The following is a 19150-nucleotide window of genomic DNA, read 5'->3' as shown; positions in this document are numbered from 1 at the left end:
CCTTTAAAGAGGTCGGTGAGCTCATAAGCCAGTACCGCTTCAAGGATGCTCTAAAGCGCGTTATGGAATTGGCGATCTTCGGAAACCGCTACTTCGACCACCAGAGGCCGTGGAAGACCGCCAAAACCGACCGCGAGAGAACTGCCACAACGGTAAACGTCTCGCTCCAGATAGTCAAGGCCCTCGGAATCCTCCTTGAGCCCTTCCTGCCCGATGCGGGCGAGAAAATATGGCACCTCCTCAACCTTGAGGAGAAGAGGAGATGGGCCTTCAGCGAGCTTAAAGCCGGCCACCGCGTCAGGAAGGCCTTCCCGATGTTCAGGAAGGTGAGTGACGAGGAGGTAATCTACTTCATAGTGAACTACATAGGAAGGAACAACCCGGAGGGCGCCAAAGTGCTCCTTGAGAAGTACTACAAGAAAGAGGACGTCGTTAAGGTCGTCCTTGAGCGCTTCGGGGAGGGGAGAAAGAAGGAGGCCCTGGCCCTCTTGGAGGACATCTACGGGGAGGTTCCCAGGGTAAAGGAGGAAAAGGCCAAGGGGGCTAAAACTTCCGGGAAGGAGAAGGTAAAGGGGGGTGAGGAGATGACTTACGTAAGCTTTGACGACTTCGCGAGGCTCGACCTCAGGGTTGGAAAGATAATAGAGGTGAAAGACCACCCCAACGCCGACAAGCTGTACGTGGTCAAGGTTGACCTCGGCGACGAGGTCAGGACTTTAGTGGCTGGCTTAAAGAAGTATTACAAGCCGGAGGAGCTTCTCAACAAGACCGTCGTCATCGTGGCGAACCTCCAGCCCAAGAAGCTCCGCGGTATCGAGAGCCAGGGGATGCTTCTCGCTGCCGACGACGGGGAAAACGTTGCCCTGCTCATGCCGGACAAAGAGGTAAAGCTCGGGGCGGGGGTAAGGTAGTGCAAGAGGCGGTGGAGATGGCAAGGTGTCCACTCTGCGGCTCGCCCCTCGACTGGGCCGAGCTCATCAACCAGATGATAGCCAAAGAGGGCGGGAGGATGCGCGAGCTCTTGGGCGATAGGGGGGAGTTCATGAAGGCCTTCAGGGAGTTCGTCTTCAAATGCCCCCACTGTAACGGGGAGTTCTACGGGAGGAACCTTCCTGAGGAGGAAGTAGAGAAGGTCTTTGACCTGCTGAACGAGTTCAAGGGCTCGATAGACTGGGAGAATGGCAGAGTGAGGCTCAAACTCAACAGCCTCCTCGCCCTCGACGTGATGCTCAGGAAGTGGGACGAGAAGGTGAAGGGAGATCCTCACAAAACTTTTTAAGCCCTCCGCGATACCGAGAGCGAAGGCACTGTCATGCCTCATGACTCGGGGGTGTCCGTAGGAGCCCACCGGGTCCTCCGGAGGTGGGAGAATGAAGTACCCAAAGCAGATAAGGACTTACTGTCCGTACTGCAAGAAGCACACCATCCACAAGGTCGAGAAGGTCAAGAAGAGGCCGAGGAGTGAGCTGAGTCAGGGCCAGAGGAGATTCCGCAGGATCATGAAGGGCTACCGCGGCTTCCCGAGGCCGAACCCGGCCGGAAGGGAGAAGCCGGTGAAGAAGCTCGACCTCCGCTTCCGCTGTACGGTTTGCGGCAGGGCCCACACGAGGGGAAAGGGCTTCCGCGTGAAGAAGTTTGAGCTGGTGGAGGTGTGAAGGTTGGCCCTTCCAAAGAACCTCATACCCATGCCCAAGAGCAGGTTCATCAAGGTGAAGTGCATCGACTGCGGCAACGAGCAGATAGTCTTCAGCCACCCCTCCACGACCGTCCGCTGCCTCGTCTGCGGTGCTACTCTGGTGGAGCCGACAGGCGGCAAGGGCATCATCAAGGCCAAGATACTCGAAGTCCTTGAGTGACTTTGCCTTCTTTTTGGTTTTCGGCGGTTTTCAAAATTTTAGTGAAGGGTGGTCCCATGAGGAAGGGCTCCGTCAAGGAGGTTCTGTCGAAGATCAAGTATGACCCCAATGAGGACGAGGCTGACTACTACGTCGTCATTGAACACCGCGGCTCCTACGGGGGGGTTAAGAGGATCCCGGTGAAGGAGATAGAGCTCGGCCACGGCTACTTCTTCCTGGGGGAGACCCAGATCCCCTACCACAGGATTCTGAAGGTTATGAGGCGGAACGGCAGGGTGATCTGGGAGACGAGAAAGAGGACTAACCTATGACCTCGAACTCCGCCTCTAAAACCGCCCACTCCCTCTCGCTCATGGCGGGCCTGTTTGCGTGGACGAGGAGGTATGAACCGTACATTATGGCCGCGTCCCGGAGCATGGAGACGCACTCAAAGGCCTTCTTGAAGCCGACGCTCATTGCCACTACCTCAAAGTTCTCGACGAGCAGGACAACGTTTCCCTTCTTCAAAAGCTCGCACATGCCAGTGCCCGACTCAATGAGCATCTTTGGCGTTATGGAGCCCTTGACGGGGGCCGTACTGATCCAGGCAAAGTTTATGTCTCCCCTCTTGAACCACTCCCTGAGCTTTTTCGGGGGATCCCTGCTGAAGACGTAGATGTCCTTTGCATTGGCAATTAGGTCGAGGAGGACGTAGCGGGCCTTGACCTTATCTGGGAAGAGGTATGCACCAGGTTCTAGGTTCTCGGGCAGGGTTCTCCTGTCCCTGAACTCCGCGAGCAGGTCGTAGGCCTTCTTAATCCTCATGTAGTGCTCCTTCTCCATGTTGGAGAGCTGGACGAACACGATCCTTGCGTCTTCGCTGGAGGCCCTCTGCGAGAGTATCTCATAGGTGTCCTTGGCAAACAGCTCGCTCTTCATGCAGTACTCTAAGGCCTCAAGGTAGTCGTCCACGCTCTCAAACTTGGGGTAAAAGGGCGCGACCTCCACAGGTGGCGCCTCAACCTCGACGGGCTCCTCGTTGGGATAGAGCTTTTTGAACAGCTCGTAGAGCCTCTTGTAGTGCTCAGCGCTCTCGTCGGCCATCTGAAGGAAGAGGGCCTTGACGCTCTCCCGCGGGGTGTGACGTGCTAACTTTCTGTAATATTCAGCCTCCTCCTGCTCGTTGAAGATTGCATAGCTCAGGATTTCCTTAACGGGCTTATCGCGCAGCGTTTCAATTATCCTGTTCATGTAATCCCTGAGCTCGGGTGAAATGGGGGGCATGGTGCATCAAGGTTAGATATGATCAAACCTCAGAAAAGCTTTTCTATGGAATCTTGGTCATTACTCAGGGAGAGAAATGATAGACGCGCACGCTCACTTCGAATTTTACAAGAAGGAAGCCCCCGGGGTGATCGAAGAGTGCAGGGGGAAGCTGAGGGCGGTGGTTGATTCGATAACCGAATACAGGAAAGCCCACGTCTGGAAGAGCTGGGAGCTCCTCAAGCCATATTTCGGCTTCGTCTTTCCAACGCTCGGCTACCATCCAAACGAGGCGAGGAGGGGCAACTGGGAGAAGGTCGGAAAAGTCGAGGCCTTCATCCTTGAGCACAGGGACGAGATAGTTGCAATAGGGGAGATAGGCCTCGACTACCACTACGCCGAGAACGAGAGGGGGAGGAAGAACCAGAGGGAGATCTTCCAGCATTTCCTCGACCTCGCCATTGAACTGAAACTGCCGGTTGTGATCCACGCGAGGGAGGCCGAAAAAGAAGCCTTCGAGCTCGTCCAGCGGGCCGGCGTTAGAGCCTACTTCCACTCCTTCGCCGGGAGCGCTGATTTGGCCCGGGAGATAGCCGAGAACGGGCATCCAATCGGGATAAACACCGGAATAGTCTTCATTCCCGAGGTCAGGGAAGCCGTTAAAGTCCTTGAACCCGAAGAGATCCTCGTGGAGACCGATTCCCCGTACATGAGCCCCTTTAAAGGCCAGCGCAACGTCCCCTGCAACGTTAGGGTGGCCATAGAAGAGGTGGCAAAGGTTAAAGGCCTGGACTTTGAGGAAGTCGAGAAGAAGACCGAGGAAAACGCGATAAGGTTCTTCTCGCTGAAGGTTTAGGGGGTGGGAAGATGGAGGTTCCCGAGGTGAATGAGATAAAGGCCCTCCTCAAAAGGCTTGGCGAGGAGAGGCTTGTCGAGAGGGTAGAATCTTTCGTCAGAATGAACGAGGGGCTCGAAGCGAAGAGGGGCGAGGATTTCATCGCGGTCTCGATCTTGGGCTTCCTTGAGGGAGTCCTCACCGTGCTGAGGGAGAGGTATCCTGAGGACGGCGAAGTGAAGGCGCTCTACGAGAGGGTCAGAACGAGGAGGGAGGATCTGGACGAGCAGTTCCGGAAGCCGGGAATACCACTCTTTGAAGAATGATGTAAATTTTTCTAAGAAATGAGGTCATTTTTGGGCAGGGGTGGGTAGTAAACGCCCGATGTGCGTCTTTTTGTTATAAAATATTCGCCGAAACCCTATTATACTTCGAAGGGAATATACCAATATGTTATTCCAATGCTGAGGAGAAGGGTCAGGGACTGGGGAGCTGGGCTCTCTAAAGCTTGCGCCCCCACGCCCGGGCTCTTCTTGAAGGGGGGCGGGACCATGAAACGGGCGACCCTGCTGTTGGTATACCTTCTCTTAGGCTCTTGCCTAAACATGGGTCTCATTGGTTTTTACAGGCCTGTGAGTGCCGAAAATTTCGTTTTTTATGACGATTTCAACGACAAGGGCCTCGACACAACGAAATGGATTGAAGACGTTGTTGGTAGCGGGAACTCCTACAGGGGAGAAAACGGCGAGGCAGAGTTCGTTATATTCGGGCATGGAGGGTGGGAAAAGGGCCATTCTGCCCTCGTGAGCAGGTGGATAGAGCTCGGGAGCTGGAAGTCCATAACGATCTCCGGGCGGTGGAAGTTTACCGACCCGCACACCGCGGAGATGGTCATGGGCATCGATGGCCCGGCAAAAGGGCAGCACCTCTGGGTCCACTACGTGAGCTGGAACGGGCTGAAGATAACCTACAAGTACGGCAACACCTCAAAGAGCGAGCCTCGGGAGATACCAAAGCATTACGTTCCCTTCAAGCTTGTTGTATACCCCGGCCGCTTCGAGTTCTGGGAGAGCGGGAAGCTTGTGACGACGGTTCAAACGGACTGCATGGGAAAAGCTGAAAGGATAAGGCTCACGATAGGGGGATGGGACGCCTCGCCCTTGGTTTCCCACGTCTATTTCGATGACATAGGTGTGAGCTACGAGCCGGTCACCACAAGCAATCCCGGCGAAACGACCACGACAACCACCGACAGTTCAAACGAGACCACCGCGATCTCATCCAGCCCAACCAGCCCAGCGACGGTTTCTGAAACGGGCAGCGCTTCATCAGGCAAGGGAATCTGCGGCCCTGGAATCACGCTGCTCATCTCAATCATTACAGCGACCTTTTGGAGGAGGCGGAAATGAGAAGGGCGTCCATCTTCATTATCTACCTGCTGCTGGCTTCCTATCTGAACGTTGGCTTTGTAGGTGTTATGCACGTTGCAACCGCCGACGGGAACTACGTCTTCTACGATGACTTCAACGACAACAGCCTGGACACGACAAAGTGGACGGAAGATGTTGTCGGAAGCGGAAACTCCTACAGGGAAGCCAACGGCGAGGCGCAGTTCACAACCTACGGGCATCAGGGATGGGACAACGGCCACGCGACGCTGGTCAGCAGGCCAATCGAGATAGACGGCTGGAGCTCTGTAACCCTGTCCGGGGACTGGAAGTTTACCGACCCCGGAACAGCCGAGATGCTCGTGAAGATCCTCGACGCAGACTCAGACGGCTTCGTTGCTGTGCACTACGTAAGCTGGCCCTCCGACAAAATCTCCTACCGCTACCCCGGAAAGAGCATAACCGAGGACAGGGCGATACCGAGGAGCTACGTCCCCTTCAGGATAGTCATCTACAGGGACCGCTTTGAATACTGGGAGAGCGGGAACCTCGTGAAGACGGTCTACACTAACACCATGGAGAACGCCACGCGCTTTCAGGTAGTAATAGGCGGCTGGGACTACTCGGCATATTACTCCCACATGTACTTCGACAACATAACGGTTGAGTACACCCCCGGGGAAAGCCAGGGGCTTAAGGTGAAGATAATCTCCCCCGAGAACAGGACATACAACACCACCACCATATACCTCAACGTCACCGCTAACAAACCCGTTGACAGCTGGAGCTACTCCCTCAACGGTCAACCCAACGTCACCTTCACCCCCAACACCACCATAGAAGCAGGGGAAAGGGGGAACCACCTGGTGGTTTACGCTGTAGCTGGCGACGAAACCGCCTCGGCGAGCGTGGACTTCTGCGTTGACACGACTCCGCCGGGAACCGTCCAAAACCTCACCCACGAGGTTGGAACGGACTACATCCACTGGACGTGGGACAATCCAAAAGATGAGGACTTCGAGGGGGCGCTCGTCTACATAGACGGAAAGTACCAGGGCGAGACTTCAGATGGGGAGTGGGTGCTCGACGAGCTGTCCCCCGGCGAGACTCACACCATCGGAATCCTCACGAAGGACGCCAGCGGAAACATCAACACGACGTGGGTAAACGACACCGCAACGACGCTCATTCCAGCGGAAACTGTCTACGTCAACGAGAGCGGGTGGGGGTACGAGGGGGGCACGCTAAACCCGAGCGAAACTCCTCTCCAGGACGGGATAGACGCTTCCCCTGAGAACGGAACCGTTGTCGTTCTCCCCGGGGAATACGAGGAGAGCGTCGGGATTGACCATCCCCTGACGCTGAAGGGAAGACCCGGGGCCGTTGTGAGGGGCGACGGCTCCTACTTAGAAGAGGGCATGAAGCCCGTGATATACGTTGACTCGGACAACGTGACGGTAACCGGGCTGGTAATCAACTCCTCGGTATCCAACGTCGGGATCTGGGTCGACGGCTACACCAACTGCACCGTCGATGGGAACACGGTAATCGTAGCCGAAAAGGACGAGGACGTCCGCCACGGAATCTACCTCAGCCACGGTGGGAACAACACCGTGAGGAACAACGGGGTGAGCGTTTCAGGCTTCCAGGGGATTGGAATCTACGTCTACGAGGAAGAGAGCGATACCGTCAGCGGGAACACGGTGGCCGTTACCGGAGATGGCGCGGACGGGATACTGGTATTCGAGGCCTCATCCTCCCTCCACGACAACGACGTGGCCATCTCGGGAATCGGCGAGGATGAGGGTTATGCGCTCTACCTCTACACAGCGGGGGATTCCTCGATATACGACAACACCCTCAGCACTAACCTCTCCGAGGAAAACGCATGGGCCATAAGCGTCGTTGATGAGTTCAACGGCTCGCTGAGCTCGAACTTGATAAACGGAGTCCTCACCGATGTAGTCTGTCCGGGAAACTGCATGCTCAGAGGCGTTTCCCCGGGGGAGAAGCCCGCACCGCCGGAGGGCTATGGAGCGCTCGGTGAGTACCTCGACGTCTCGATGGACTCGTGGGTTTATCTAACCTTTCACTACGACGACGATGAACTTGGAAGCCTTCAGGAGGACACGCTCCGGGTGTGGCTTTTTGAGGAGGGCTGGACGCTCGACGGCACTGGAGGTCAGTCGTTGGACACCGGGAACAATCTCGTTGGCGCGAACATCACTCGGTCGGGCATCGTTGCGCCGCTCGCCCAGGTGGAAGTTGACACGACGCCGCCTTCGCTCTCCTTCGTCAGCCCCACGCCCGAAAACGGCTCCCTGATTGACTACTCGCACGTGGTCTTTTATCTCGTCTCAAACGAGAACCTCAGCTCCGCGACCCTTGAGCTTGACGGGGTAAACCACACGATGGCCGGTTCCGGAAGGAGCTGGAGCTACGAGACTGACGTTCCCGACGGAAGCCACGCCTTCAGGGCCTACGGGCGGGATTTGGCAGGAAACGCTGGAAAGAGCGGGGAGAGAACCTTCGAGGTTGACACAAAAGGACCGGCCTACTCAAACGTCGGCCAAAACCCGGACGGAATCCCGCCGGGTGGGAGCGTTCAAATTTACACCCTCTGGAGCGACCCGCACCTGATGAAGGCGGAGCTCTACTCGAACGTCACCGGCTCGTGGGAGGAAATGGACGAGGCCTTCTTTGAGGGAACCGAGGGCTGGAGCAACTTCTCGATAAGCATGGACGAGCCCGGCCTCTACTGCTGGTACATCGTTGCCATCGACGAACTCGGAAACACGAACCAAACGCCGAGCCACTGTTTCAAGGTCTACTCGCCACCGGAGATAACCTCGTATTCTCCTGAGAGCCCCGTTGAGAGCTACGTTGGGGATTCAGTAACCTTCACCTTGACCGTTAATCAGGTTGTGAACGTCACATGGTACGTCGGCGAGAGCGAGGTTTACCGGGAGGAGAACGTCCTCACGTCGAGCTACACGAACTCAACGGCTCAAGAGGGAGAGTACAGCGTAACGGCGATTATTGAGAATGAAAACGGGAGCGACAGAGTCTCGTGGACGTGGTACGTCTATCCGGGGCAGGGGTTCAGCATAGGCTTCACGGAACCGACGCCTGAGGACGGGACGAAGCTCAACGTGAGGAGGGTTACCGTAAACGTCACCTCATCGAGAGACCTCGACAACGCGATCCTTGAGTGGAACGGGGTCAACTACACGATGAACGGCTCCGGGAGGAACTGGTGGGCGGTGATGGCTGACCTCGGCGATGGAGCCTACACCTTCAGGGCCTACGGCTCCGCTGACGGCGTTGTCAACAAAACGGAAGTGAGAACCGTTGAGGTTGATGCAACGCCACCGGTTTTGCTCAACGCCGGTCAGAGCTCCAGCGAGGTTCTTGAGGGTGAAAACGTGGACGTCTTCGCCCGCTGGAGCGACTCTCATCCGGGAGATACTCTCCTCTGGAGCAACACAACATTCATCGATGGGAGCTTTGTCTGGGAGAAAACACCATTGGAAATCGTGGGCGGTTGGAGCAACTGGACGATAAACACCAATGAGGACATGGCGGGGAAAACCTTCTGCTGGTACATAGTCGCCAACGACACCTTCGGGAACGAGAACGAAACAGAAAAGCTCTGCTTCAGGGTCGAGGAGAGGCTGAGGATAGTTTCCTTCTCGCCGGAAGCCGGGGAAGTCGCCCTCCTCGACAACGAGAGCGCAGTCTTCTCGGTAACTCTGAACCAGAGAGCGAACGTCACTTGGTTCATCAACGGGAGCGTTGTCATGGAAGATGAGGGAGATTCCTCAACCTACACCAACTCAAGCCTTATACCCGGCCTCTGGAACGTGAGCGTTACCGCGAGCAACGGGAACGGGGAAGTGGGCCGCTGGTGGCTGATGAAGGTCGAGAAGGCCGACACGACACCGCCGGGGCTGTGGTTCCTCCCGCCGACACCCGAGAACGGATCATACATCAACTCTTCGAGGGTCATCATCAACGTTACGGCGAGCGAAAACCTCAGGCAGGTGATTCTTGAACTGGACGGAAGGAACTTCACGATGAGCGGTTCTGGAAGGGAGTGGGAATATGAGTGTACTCTCACAGATGGAGCCCATACCTTTGTGGTCTATGGGGAGGACATGGCTGGGAACTGGGGCGGCGGTGAGGAAAGAACCTTCACCATCGACACAGTCCCTCCAAGGGCGCGGTTCGAGGCGCCGACACCCACCGATGGAAACGTCACTGGGAATGATGTGGTGACCTTCAAGCTGCTCTCGGATGAGGAGCTGGCCGATGCGACGCTCTACCTTGACGGTCGGGCCCATCCGATGTCCGGGGAGGGAACTGAGTGGACGCTGGAGCTAAACCTCCCCGAGGGAGAGCACAGCTTCCAAGCTACCTTCCACGACTTAGCGGGGAACTCCAACCGCACGAAGGAGAGAACCTTCACGGTTGATACTACTCCCCCAGCGCTGGCTTTCGTTCCACCAACACCAGAGAACGGCTCCCTGCTGGGAACCCCCACGATCACGGTAAACGTGTCGTCAAGCGAGAACCTGACCTCGGCGGTTCTTGAGATCGATGGAAGGGAGGTCCCGATGATAGGAGGGGGGAGGGACTGGAGCCTCACACTCAACGTCTCCGACGGCGAACACGAGTTCAGAGTCTACGGCTATGACAGGGCCGGCAACTTAGGGAAGAGCGAGATGAGGAGCTTTACCGTGGACACGGTGCCCCCGGTTATTGACCTCGTTGAACCGACGCCCGAGGGGGGCTCAGTCCTCAACCGGAGCAGTGTTACCTTCTCCATATCCTCCAGCGAACCCTTGAGAGCCGCGGTGCTCGTGCTCGACGGAGAAGAGCATCCCATGGCGGGATCCGGTGAAGCGTGGAGCGTAACGCTGCAGGTTGCTGACGGGCACCACGAGTTCTACGTCATCGGGACGGACTTCGCTGGAAACGACGGGACGAGCGAGAGGAGGAGCTTCACCGTGGACACCACCGCGCCTTCAATAGAGTTTATCTCGCCAACACCCCGCAACGGCTCCCTTTTGAACACCCACAGCGTTGTGGTAAGCATTGCAGCCGACGAAGACTTAGAGGAGGCCGTTCTGGAGCTTGACGGTGTGAACCACACCATGAGGGGAATGGGGAGGAGCTGGTATCTCGCCCTTACGCTCCCGGATGGGAGGCACCGCATCAGGGTGTACGGGACGGATACCGTCGGCAACATGGGAGCGAGCGGCTGGCTGATCCTCACAGTTGATACAACGCCCCCAGAGGCCATCTTCATCACACCAACGCCGGAGAACGGATCCACAACCAGCTCCAGCCAGGTGAAGTTCAGATTGGGGGCTAACGAAGAGCTCTCCGCGGCGACTCTCTACCTGGACGGGATCGGCTACCCAATGACGAAGCACAACTCCTACTGGGCCATAACCTTAACGGTAGCGGACGGGGAGCACGCATTTTACGCGGAGGTTAGGGACAAGGCTGGAAACACGGGGCTCACGGAAGTTAGGGACTTCACAGTCGACAGCAGGCCGCCTCTCCTGAGCTTCGTCCCGCCGACCCCGGAGAACGGTTCCCTGGTGGGGTTCAGATGGCTGTGGATCGCGGTGAATTCAAACGAGAACCTCTCAACTGCCGTGCTCGAATTTGATGGACAGAACCACACGATGATGGGAGAGGGAACGCACTGGCAGATCAACATCCTCGCGAGCTCAGACGGCAGGCATTCGTTCAGGGCCTACGGGACGGATAAAGCTGGGAACACTGGCGCAAGCGAGCCCCGTGTCATAGAGATTGATTCCACGCCTCCCTCCGTCAAGGAAAGCCTCGTGAACCTCACTGTAACGTCCAGAAGGGGGGAGTTAGTGTACGCTAAGGCCGAGAGAGGGCGCGTTGCAGGCGTTCTCCTCAACGTAACCGAAGAGCATCCTGGATGGTATGAAGTCGACTTCAACCCCGATGCCAACACGCCCCAGGAGGGCTGGTACCGGCTGAGTGCCGGAAGTTACGGAAACGGAAGGCCGTTCTTCATCGAGTTCAACACCAGCGAGGTTGGCTACGTGATCTACTATATCGTCGTCTCCGATTCGCTCGGCAACTGGGGCTACTCCAGCTACTTCTTCCTAACCATCGAGGACACGACGCCGCCAGCTGAGATCACCCAGTTCGGGGCCAACGTCTTCTCAGGTGGGGCCGAGTTATGGTGGATAAACCCCACCGACGACGACTTCAACCACACCGAGCTGTGGATAAACGGCACCGTCATCGGGAACTTCACGGGTGAACCGGGAAGCGTTGGCTCGTACGTAGCCTATCTCAGCCCAGGGAAGACCTACAACATCTCGGTGGTCCCGGTTGACAGGTACGGGAACAGGGGGAGCGCCACTTGGAAGCTCGTCAGCGTACCCTATCCGAGTCTGAGTTCGGCCCACTACTCCCGGCCCACCCCGGAGAACGGAACGGTGCTCCCAGCGAACACGGGCAGCATCACTGTGAGAGTCTCATCCGAGGAGGAACTGGGGTCGTGCAGGATAGTATGGGACGGGGTGGCCTACCCTGCCAAAGTCAAAGAGGAGTGGATAACGTACTTAGACGAGAGGGGTAAGAAACACTCGAAGCTCATCTACACCTGCGGAAAAACCTTCTCCGGCCATCTGAACGGGAACCACAGCTTCAGCGCCATCGTATCCGACGGCTACGGTCACTGGAGGATCTTGGAGGAGAGGCAAGTAACGGTGGCGTGGCCCTGCTTTGAGGGCTGTGCCCTTGAGATAACCTCACCCGAGCCGGAGGGCAACGTCATGAGCCTGCTCATGCCCATTAACTTTACGATGAACACGAACGCGCCGCCGGTGGGCTACGAGCTCGTCATAGAGGCCATCGGCTACGACGCCGGGATCTTCCCCAACGTGACGTACTCATGGGACGGCGATAAGCTGAGCCTCAGAGGAAGCTACCTCCTCGACCTGAGGCCCTTCATTAAAGAGCTGAAGAAGGTAGGGGAGAAAGGAGAACCACTGGACGTCCTTTTGATCGCTAAGGGGCCCTGTGGAGGAAGCCTGAGCGCCGAGACGGCCTTCAGGGTATGCTCGGGGAACGAGAGGCCGCGGCTCAAGGTAGAGCTGAGGGAAGAAGTCCGGCCGGGTGAGGCCCTCGTTCCAGTTGTGAACGTTGAAGACCCCAACGGAAACCTCGAAGGCGTTTACATCTCCATCAACGGCGGCCCCTACGTGAGGTACGAAAGCGGCATGGACATCTCCGGGAGCTTGGTTCCCTACACGACCAACGTAGTGAGGATCAAGGCAGTAGACAGCTGCGGGGCTGCAACAGTGGAAACCTTCAGGATCGCCGTTGAAGGGCCGCCGGTCAGGGGAGACTGGGTCGTCAACGGCACCCAGGCCTGTGCTGGCAAGGAATACACCGTAAACGGGAGCCTCCTGGTCACGGGGAGCGGCTCCCTGAAGCTGAGAGGCTGTAAGATCCACGTCCTCGGTGGAAAGGTCGAGGTAAACGGGACGCTGAATGCCCTCGAAGGGTCGCTGATAGACGGCAGCTCCCTCGATCTCTTCGGAAGCGGAGGAACGCTCCAGATTCAGGATTCGGAGCTGAGGGGCTTCAGCGGGGGAGCCTTCGGCGGAACCGCTTCCTTCACCGGCTCTCACCTCGTGGGAAACTTCAACTTCAGCTCCTCAGCGGTCTCGATCGAGGAAAGCGACGTTGAAGGTGGCGTTATCGCGAGCGGAAGTCTCAGCGTGAGCGGAAGCGTCTTCCACGGCGGGAAAGGGCTCGAATACATCAGGCCCTACTGGAACTCGCCTGGAACTCTAAGCATCGTCAACAGCACCTTCAGGAACAACGAGAGGGGACTGAGCTTCGCCGGCACTTTCCTCGGTATGACGTGGAACGTGAAGAACCTGCTCGTAGAGAACAACCGCTACTGCGGGCTTTACCTTGAGGAGACGTCCGGGCAGTACAGCCAGCAGACGCTCATGAACCTTACCGTCAGACACAACGGGATCGGCGTCTGCGTGAGGGGCGGTGGGATGAGGCTGGAGAACTCGGCAGTTTATTCCAACGGCGAGAGGAACTTCGACCTCGATCTAGGTGGGGGATGGTTCTTCCTGGCGGATTCGGTCGTCAGCGGCAGCAGGTACGCCTTCATAGCGAGAAACGTCGGCGGGATAGAGATCTGGGACACCAACGTTAGCGGGAGCGTTTCGCCCTACCCGACCTACTTCATCCTCCACGTGGGGAGCGGAAAGAGGGCCACCGTGACCGATGGAAAGGCTGGCGACTTCTACGCCTACGTTAATGGAGAGCTGCTCTTAAAGGGCTACACCGTCGAAAAGGGCAGGATAGAGGTTCGCGCCAACGGGACGCTCCGGGTTGAGGACACAGATGGGATCCCGGCAACGAGCCCGGCCGACAGGGACGCGAGCGTGCTCGGGAACGTTACCGTGGAGGGCCTGGCCAACTCCAGCATTACAATCCTGAACTCAAAGCTCGAAAACAGCCACGTGGGGACGATCTCCCCGGATGCTCTTATAAGGGGCTGCCTGGTGAACGGAGGCGGTCTCGGCCTCAGCACTACCCTGGGGTGGAGCAGGAGGAACACAGAAATCCTTGAGGAGCTGATAGGCAACGACTCAACGTGGTTCTACTCAACGGGGGAGCCGCCAGAGGACTGGATTTACACTGCTTCCGGGGAGGGGATGAGTAGTGGAGAGGAGCCCTTCTACGCGGACTCCTACAAGTCCCACTTTACCACTGGAACTGAGGTTGGCCAGTTCACAGACCTCTACCTCAAGAAGGTTGTGACCCTTGAGAGGCTTCCCGTCCAGGCGTGGCTGAACTACTACGCGGTAAGCGGCGTCGAGATATACGTCAACGGCAGGAAGGTGGTCGATAGGCTCGACCACGAGGCCCAGCTCTCCTTTACCTACGGCTGGGGCGGCGGGGGAATAACCGCCCACCCGCTAATGGAGCTTGTTGACGTAGCCGGCTATTTGAGGCCCGGCGAGAACGTCATAGCGGTGCACGTGAGAAGCCCGAACCGCTACCCCTACCTCAACCTCGGGGCTTTCAAGGCCACCCTCGTAGTCGTTGAGGGGATGGCCGGTCTTACTGACAGCGTCGTGAACGGCAGGGTCAGCGGGGGCTCCGCGAGGCTCATCATCGCGAGGGACAGGATAAATGGGAACGTGAGCTTCAGCGCTTACTCAAGGGTCAGGATAAGCGACTCAGCTGTTCACGGGAGCGTTAAGGCCAGCGGCGGGCTCGAAGTCATGAGGAGCAACATCACAGGGGACGGAAAAGGGCGTGGAATATGGGCCGATGGCATCTTCAGCATCATCATAAACGAAAGCTCCATAGAGGGCTTCGGCGAGGGAACGCACCTCAACCCGATGGGTTCAAGCGGTTCTTTAGAGGTGTATTCGAGCTCCATAGATAACAACGGGATCGGGCTCTGGGTATACAACTCGACAGTCGAAGTGAGGGAGAACTACTTCATGAGGAACGGAAGGGGCATGGTGCTCGACAAAGCGAACGGCAGCGTCCACAACAACCTCATCGCCGGAAACGGTGCCGGGATAGAGATCAACGCCTACGGCGGTGGAGTTCTTTACGTAGACCACAACACGATAACCGGCGGCGGAACGGGGGTTTCCTTCCTCTACGGCGACGGGGAGCGGGTGATGCTCTCGAACAACCTCATACAGGACAACGGAGTCGGGATACTCTTCAACGGCAGCGCCTCTGTGGCGATGGAGAACAACTCCTTCATCAACGCGAGGGGAATCCACGTGATCTGGAACCCGAGCCCGATGAGCATGGAGAACACTGACTGGGGCGGGCACGTGCCGGTGAAGGTGGAGAACCACCCGAGCGGGGTTATGTACACGGCAAGCGGAGGGGAGAGCGAGAACTACGACATCCTCTGCGACATCGGGAGCCTAAGCCCAGGAAACACCGTTGAAACTGGCTCCGACTGGGGTTCGAGCCTTCTCGGTGCATTCCTTGCGGTTTACCCGTCGGAGGAGGGAGTCGTGAAGGGAGTCGTAACGCTCGCCGGGAGCGCCCGCTCGAAGAGCCCGATAGTTAAAGTAAACTACACGCTGGTCTACAACGGAACGGAAAAGCTCATTGGGAGCGCCACGCCGGGCACCTACGAATACGGCGACTTCATAACCTTCGACACGGTTGCAGAAAACCTCACCGGCGTCGGCTTCTTCAGGTTCACTGCCCAGAACGCGGAGGGGACGAAGGTCAGCGCGGTGAAGAGGGTCTACTTCGGGAACGCGGAGGTGAAGATAGAGGACTTCTCTGTGAGCCACCCGACGGCGGTCTACGTTTACAGGCGCGACCCCAACTACTACGGAACGGCGATGCCCTACGACGAGCGCTTCGCCAACGTCACTGTAACTCTCAGGAACACCGGCGACCTGATGGGCGTGGTAAAGATAGAGCTCGTCCTGCCGGGCTACATCGAGAGGCACACCGGGAGGGTGAGCATGCTCGTTGCCGTCCCGGCCGGGATGAGCGGAAAGTTCCACGCCCTGATCCCGATAACGGTCTACGATCCGCTGAAGATGAAGTGGGACCCCATGCCCGACGAGTTGCCCGCGAACCACAGGATACCGATGCGCATAAGGGTTTACGACACGGACGGGGTTCTGAGGGACGAGAAGAGAACCGAGATAAGCTTCGACCTCGGGCCCGTCTTCAAGATTGTGAGCTACGACGCTACGGTGTACCCGCGCTCGTGGTGCCAGCACAACAGGAACAAATGCCACGTCAAGAACTACGGGCTCAACAGCTACACCTACGACGGCGACGGTGACGGAAACCTCGAAGCGGCCGAGAGCCACCACTTCAACCTCGTAATAAAGAACGTCGGTGACGAAGCGGTTTACCTGAAGAGCCTGAACGTCCGCGACTGCATCCCCGAGCCGGACCCATACTACAATAACAAGATACTCAAGCAGAACTCCGTGACACTACTTGGGGGAAGCGATGCTACGTTCATGGCCGACGTCTGGTCGAAGAACCTGACGAGGCTCACGAGGCCGGGGGAGAAGAGATGGGTCTACGGGGCGTGGATGCCCTGGTGGTTCGACGACCCGCCGAGGTTCGTACCGCCGGTGAACTTCTCGGGCTCGTACCTGAACACGGTCTACGTGATCTACCGCCCCGTTGAAAACGGCCAGCCCTACGGCGGCTACTACACCACCTTCCCGATAAACTACAAGAAAACGCCGGTGAAAGCCCTCAACAAGACCTTCGTTCCCTTCACCGAGATGGTCGGCCCCGTTCAGGTAGACGTCCTGGGCATAAACGGGAACAAGACCTACCTGAGGCTCAAGAACACGAACGACAACGTCTACTACAGCTACTACGCCGAAGGCGACTACGACATGAGCCCGGAGGGCTACGTCTGGTACCACAGTATCCCGCCCGGCTTCGAGTTCAGGGCGATAGCCGACCACAGCAGGGAACCTGGGACGGTGATACCGCACTACCGCGTCACCGTTGGCGTCGAGTACTCGCTCCTCTTCAACGAGCTTCAGCTGGTTGCCATAGGGGCCGAGGGAGCGCTCAAGGTCAACGACATAGATGTCCCGCTGGAGGCCATAGTGATGGGCATAGTCAAGGCATCGCTCAAGATAACCAACATCGTCGAGAACCTCGACTTCCCGGACGACAAAACGATAGAGGAGTACTCGAAGAGCAGCTCCGCCCCGCAGGTGAACAGCATGCTCCTCAACGACAACACCACCGTAGTGCCCCTCACCCTCGACGACTTCGCGAGGTGGGAGAAGGAGTATGGGATGACTAAGGGCTACTACTACAACCTCACGCACTTCTCGGACATCCCAATGGACGCAAAAATAGCCGTCCTTACAAAGCTCGCAAAGGCGATAGCCACAGACGACGACCTGCAGATACTCCTCTTAGAGACCGTCCTTGAGGTGGCCGACAACGACGTGGCCAACGAGATATACAAGGCGGTGAAGACGGCCCAGAACGGCGGCCCAAGCGCGCAGGACGAAGTCAACGCCGGCCTCGACGAGATTAAGAAGCAGGTGAAGAAGCAGCTCGTCAAGTACCTGAAGGAGCAGATAAAGAAGCAGAAGTCCTTCCAGGAGCTCGATCCCGAGGAACAGGAGAAGGCCCTGAAGAAGAGTGGGAAGAGCATAGCCGCGGCTTTAGACACCTTCGAGAAGATGGGAGAGTGGGCATTCTACAACGTCTATGCCGTCCTCACCCAGCCCACCCCGCTTAGCATTCAGGTACTCGATCCCCCTGCCAACTACACGGTAGAGGCAAAGAAGATGGACACCGCGATAATCCTCGGCGGCGAGAGCGGGAGCCTGGACGGCTGGGGCAACGTGAGCATGACCTTTGGGGAACCGGACGTCTACAGGGCCGAATACGTAGTTCCAACGCCCGCGACAAAGGTGGGGCCGCTCTTCAACGGCACCTTTGAGAGGATGAAGCTCGAAATAAGCGGCCACGGCAACGGAACCATCGAAGGAAGCCTGAGGATGGAGATAAGGCCCGACCCGAGGAACGCCTCGATGGTCTTCGCCCTCTTCAGAAACGAGAGATTCGCGAGGGCCTTTATAGCCTCGTACATGGCGAAAATAGACTCCTTCAGCTCGGAGATAGAGAACGGCACCATCTTTATCACGGCCGCCGGCGAGCTCGCGGCACTGCCCGAGGACAGGGAGATAGGGATCAGCATGAACGTCGGGAGGCTCCTCACGAACGCGACCATAGTCCGGAAGGGCCACTACAGGGGCGCGGTCGAGCTCAAGCCGGCCTTCGGCATCGACCCATCAAAGGTTCAGACCTCGGTGGGGGGCAATGTCAAGACCCTGACTGGACGGACGAAGGACGGGGACCTCGTGGTCATAAGCTCTGAAAACGGGACGTCCGAGCCACCGGAGATAACCGTGAACCCCACAGCGCTCTACGCTGGCGGTGCGATCTCGGTCAGAACCTCAAGACCCTGCCCGGTCGAGTGGTCTTTGGCAAACCTCAGCGGGAGCGGTCTGATCGTTGGGACCGAAGGCCTAAAGCCCGGAAACTACACCCTTACCGTGAGGTGCCCCTACGGCAACACCAGCGTGGAAAAGAGCCTCAGCGTCAGGCTGCTTCCAAGGCCCGTTGTTAAGAGGAAGGCGAGCGGAGAAATCGTCTCCAGTGAGGGCAACGGGTGGATAAGGGTCATCACAAGCACAGACCTCTACCGCGTCTACTTCCTCCCGGTGGGTCCGGTTGAAGGCATGCTGGCCGTCTACGAGAAGCCCGGAAAGATTGAGGGCTACATCGTCTACGCCCTCTTCAACGTCAGCCATCCGGCAAACTGGTCGATAAAAAATGTAACCCTGCGCTTCCGCGTTTCAAAAGAATGGCTTAAGGAGAACAACGTGAGCCCGGAAGAGGTTCTCTTGCTCCGCTACTCAGGAGAATGGGGGGAGTTCAAGCCTTTAATGGAGGGAGAAGACCTGAGATACGTTTACTACAAAGTCAGCGTTCCGGGGCTTTCACTCTTCGCCGTGGCAAAGAGAAGCTCCACTCGCCCGCCTGGAACAAACGGGACGACCGAAACAACGACCACGCCAAGTCCGACGGAAACCCAGGGGACGAGCACAACCGAACCCCCAACAGGCCCGGGAACCGCGGGAGGGGTAAACTGGCCCTACTACGCCCTCCTTGGGGTCCTACTGATGCTCATCGCCGCTTACCTTTACAGGCGGCGCTGATTTTGTTTTTTCTTTTTCGTTTTCAGCTCT

10 protein-coding genes are annotated in these 19150 nt (G+C 57.6%); 9 read left to right on the top strand and 1 reads right to left on the bottom strand.

Features of this window, described 5'->3' with window-relative positions; all coding sequences use genetic code 11:
* From metG to MVB78_RS07060, 5 genes are all read left to right on the top strand, one after another.
* On the top strand, window positions 1–911 hold a 911-nt coding region (gene metG, locus MVB78_RS07080), incomplete at its 5' end, for a methionine--tRNA ligase subunit beta (protein WP_297489753.1).
* 17 nt (window positions 912–928) lie between these two features.
* Window positions 929–1279 carry a hypothetical protein gene (locus tag MVB78_RS07075; protein WP_297489759.1) on the top strand — a complete coding sequence of 117 codons (351 nt, stop codon included), beginning with the start codon at window positions 929–931 and terminating at the stop codon, window positions 1277–1279.
* A 91-nt stretch (window positions 1280–1370) separates the two neighbouring features.
* The gene (locus tag MVB78_RS07070) at window positions 1371–1655 is read left to right on the top strand and encodes a 50S ribosomal protein L44e (RefSeq protein WP_297489751.1); all 285 of its coding nucleotides are present in this window, start codon (window positions 1371–1373) and stop codon (window positions 1653–1655) included.
* A 30-nt stretch (window positions 1656–1685) separates the two neighbouring features.
* Complete coding sequence (locus MVB78_RS07065; protein WP_297489757.1) at window positions 1686–1856, top strand: 30S ribosomal protein S27e; 171 nt, start codon at window positions 1686–1688, stop codon at window positions 1854–1856.
* A gap of 56 nt (window positions 1857–1912) precedes the next feature.
* On the top strand, window positions 1913–2167 hold the full coding sequence (locus MVB78_RS07060; protein ID WP_297489749.1) for a DUF504 domain-containing protein: 255 nt from the start codon (window positions 1913–1915) through the stop codon (window positions 2165–2167).
* Here MVB78_RS07060 and MVB78_RS07055 read toward each other — a convergent pair.
* The gene (locus MVB78_RS07055; RefSeq protein WP_297489747.1) at window positions 2157–3119 is read right to left on the bottom strand and encodes a ferritin family protein; all 963 of its coding nucleotides are present in this window, start codon (window positions 3117–3119) and stop codon (window positions 2157–2159) included. The two genes, MVB78_RS07060 and MVB78_RS07055, sit on opposite strands and share 11 nt — an antisense overlap.
* Before the next feature lie 76 nt (window positions 3120–3195).
* Between MVB78_RS07055 and MVB78_RS07050 the strand changes: the two genes are divergently transcribed.
* The 4 genes from MVB78_RS07050 (at window position 3196) to MVB78_RS07035 (ending at window position 19120) form a co-directional block, all read left to right on the top strand.
* Window positions 3196–3954, top strand: coding sequence for a YchF/TatD family DNA exonuclease (locus MVB78_RS07050; protein WP_297489745.1), 759 nt, complete (start codon window positions 3196–3198; stop codon window positions 3952–3954).
* Between the two features lie 11 nt (window positions 3955–3965).
* Window positions 3966–4259, top strand: a complete 294-nt coding sequence (locus MVB78_RS07045) for a DUF3216 domain-containing protein (RefSeq protein ID WP_297489743.1) — start codon at window positions 3966–3968, stop codon at window positions 4257–4259.
* 225 nt (window positions 4260–4484) lie between these two features.
* Complete coding sequence (locus tag MVB78_RS07040; RefSeq protein WP_297489741.1) at window positions 4485–5342, top strand: hypothetical protein; 858 nt, start codon at window positions 4485–4487, stop codon at window positions 5340–5342.
* Window positions 5339–19120, top strand: a complete 13782-nt coding sequence (locus tag MVB78_RS07035; protein WP_297489738.1) for a right-handed parallel beta-helix repeat-containing protein — start codon at window positions 5339–5341, stop codon at window positions 19118–19120. Before MVB78_RS07040 ends, MVB78_RS07035 begins: the two co-directional genes overlap by 4 nt.
* The last annotated feature ends 30 nt before the right edge of the window (window positions 19121–19150 follow it).

The organism is Thermococcus sp., from assembly GCF_026991495.1.
Classification (GTDB): domain Archaea; phylum Methanobacteriota_B; class Thermococci; order Thermococcales; family Thermococcaceae; genus Thermococcus.
Note: the sequence above shows the minus strand (reverse complement) of the source record. Positions and strands in the feature narration are given on the sequence as shown.

Coding starts and splice junctions, on each gene's coding strand:
- MVB78_RS07050 (WP_297489745.1), top strand. CDS start 3,196: ATGATAGACGCGCACGCTCACTTCGAATTTTACAAGAAGGAAGCCCCC.
- MVB78_RS07045 (WP_297489743.1), top strand. CDS start 3,966: ATGGAGGTTCCCGAGGTGAATGAGATAAAGGCCCTCCTCAAAAGGCTT.
- MVB78_RS07075 (WP_297489759.1), top strand. CDS start 929: ATGGCAAGGTGTCCACTCTGCGGCTCGCCCCTCGACTGGGCCGAGCTC.
- MVB78_RS07035 (WP_297489738.1), top strand. CDS start 5,339: ATGAGAAGGGCGTCCATCTTCATTATCTACCTGCTGCTGGCTTCCTAT.
- MVB78_RS07055 (WP_297489747.1), bottom strand. CDS start 3,119: ATGCCCCCCATTTCACCCGAGCTCAGGGATTACATGAACAGGATAATT.
- MVB78_RS07065 (WP_297489757.1), top strand. CDS start 1,686: ATGCCCAAGAGCAGGTTCATCAAGGTGAAGTGCATCGACTGCGGCAAC.
- MVB78_RS07070 (WP_297489751.1), top strand. CDS start 1,371: ATGAAGTACCCAAAGCAGATAAGGACTTACTGTCCGTACTGCAAGAAG.
- MVB78_RS07060 (WP_297489749.1), top strand. CDS start 1,913: ATGAGGAAGGGCTCCGTCAAGGAGGTTCTGTCGAAGATCAAGTATGAC.
- MVB78_RS07040 (WP_297489741.1), top strand. CDS start 4,485: ATGAAACGGGCGACCCTGCTGTTGGTATACCTTCTCTTAGGCTCTTGC.